This window comes from Pseudodonghicola xiamenensis DSM 18339, assembly GCF_000429365.1.
Taxonomy (GTDB): domain Bacteria; phylum Pseudomonadota; class Alphaproteobacteria; order Rhodobacterales; family Rhodobacteraceae; genus Pseudodonghicola; species Pseudodonghicola xiamenensis.
Map to the genome: position 1 here is coordinate 1 of NZ_KE386894.1, position 1697 is coordinate 1697.

Below are 1697 nucleotides of genomic sequence, written 5' to 3' on the forward strand. Positions count from 1 at the left end.
AGGTTATAGTCCATCTGCTCCATCAACTGCCGTTCCGAGCGGATCGAGAACAGGATCTGGAGAAGGCTCGCCCGGATCAGGCGCTCCGGCGCAATGGAGGGGCGGCCAAAGTCGGTATAGAGCGCGTCAAACTCGGCATCGAGGCTCGTCAGTGCATCGTTCACGATCTGCCGGATCTTGTGAAGCGGATGACCCACAGGGATCCGCTCCTCAAGGTCAACATAGCTGAACAGCGACTCGCTCGCTTCGTCCGTCCCACGCATCGTCACCCTCACCACCGCTGCCGTGCCGGAAGTGAATCATGTTCTCAAAACCGCGTCGAGACCGGCCTTTTTCAGCAGCCTGTTAGGTGTTGGTGGGTAGTGTCGTTTTTCACAAATAAGTTCAGCAGCCTGTTAAAGGTCAGTGAACACGGGGCGGAAATTGGTCGCGTTCCGCTCGATGAAATCACTGCCGTGATCATCCACGCGCATGGTACGACCTGTTCGATCTCATTGCTTGCAGAGTTGGCGGATCGCGGGGCGCCTGTGGTACTTTGCGGTGCCAATCATGCTCCTCGCTCTGTGCTCATGCCGCTGGAAGGTCACCACGCCCAGGGGGCGCGGCTGCGGTCCCAATGGCAGGCGAAAACGCCGCTTGTCAAACAAGCGTGGAAACAGGTGGTCGTCGCCAAGGTCAAGATGCAGGCCGCTGCACTCGACGCACATGCTGCCGCGTCCGCCCCGCTGCATATGATGGCCCGCAAGGTCACAAGCGGTGACAGCACCAATCTCGAAGCTCAGGCTGCGCGCTACTACTGGCCGCTCATGTTAGGCGATGAATTTCGCCGAAACCGGGATGCGCCGGACATCAATAGTCTTCTGAATTATGGCTACACAGTGCTGCGGGCCGCAACCGCCCGCGCCATCGTTGCCGCCGGGCTCCATCCAACGATCGGTCTCCATCATTCTAATCGAGGTAACGCCTTCGCGCTTGCCGACGATCTCATGGAACCGTTCCGCCCTTTGATAGATTGCGCCGTTAGGGGGCTTTCTTTCCGCGGCCGCACTCAGGTTGATGCCGAAACGAAACAGGTGCTAGCGCGCCTGATCGCGCTTGATTTGCCTCTTGGCGACGGTCAGACGTCGGTCTCGGTTGCCCTGTGCAAACTCGCTACGTCATTGGGCCAGAGCTTCGAAACCGGAAGACTATCGCTTGCGTTGCCGGCACCCCCCGATGCCCTTACGCTCGCTGGGTTGGGGTCATGACCTGCCAGCCCAGCCATCTTTCAGGATACCGGATCATGTGGATTCTCGTGATGTTCGACCTGCCCACTGACACCAAACCACAACGCAAGGCTGCCACCGAGTTTCGTAACTTCCTGCTTGATGAGGGGTTCGAGCGCAGTCAATTTTCTGTTTACGCACGTTTCGTCAACGGCAAGGAAGCTTTCCAGACAAAGATCAACCAGATCGAGCGCCATTTGCCTGCGAAGGGAGACATCCAGATACTCAATTTCACGGATCGCCAGTATCGTGACATTGTTCACTTCTCGGATCAGGGGCGGCGGTCTGCCCGGAAAAATCCAGAGCAATTGGTGCTGTTTTGACGGAATTTGATTGGAAACCTGCAACCCGAATCCACCCAAATCCTTTTGTTTACAAGGCTTTGGGTGGATATCGAGGATAGCAGTTCAGAATTCGAGGTCCAGCCGCAAC

3 protein-coding genes are annotated in these 1697 nt (G+C 57.1%); 2 read left to right on the forward strand and 1 reads right to left on the reverse strand.

From position 1 onward, the window contains the following. On the reverse strand, positions 1-263 hold a 263-nt coding region (locus G455_RS0122690), incomplete at its 3' end, for a transposase (protein ID WP_028095679.1). Between the two features lie 99 nt (positions 264-362). Here G455_RS0122690 and cas1 point away from each other — a divergent pair. Together cas1 and cas2 are read left to right on the forward strand one after the other, a co-directional pair. Next, positions 363-1247, forward strand: a complete 885-nt coding sequence (cas1, locus tag G455_RS0122695; RefSeq protein ID WP_028095680.1) for a type II CRISPR-associated endonuclease Cas1 — start codon at positions 363-365, stop codon at positions 1245-1247. A 35-nt stretch (positions 1248-1282) separates the two neighbouring features. Next, positions 1283-1588: a CRISPR-associated endonuclease Cas2 gene (gene cas2 / locus G455_RS0122700; protein ID WP_028095681.1), complete on the forward strand. Its 306-nt coding sequence runs from the start codon at positions 1283-1285 to the stop codon at positions 1586-1588. The last annotated feature ends 109 nt before the right edge of the window (positions 1589-1697 follow it).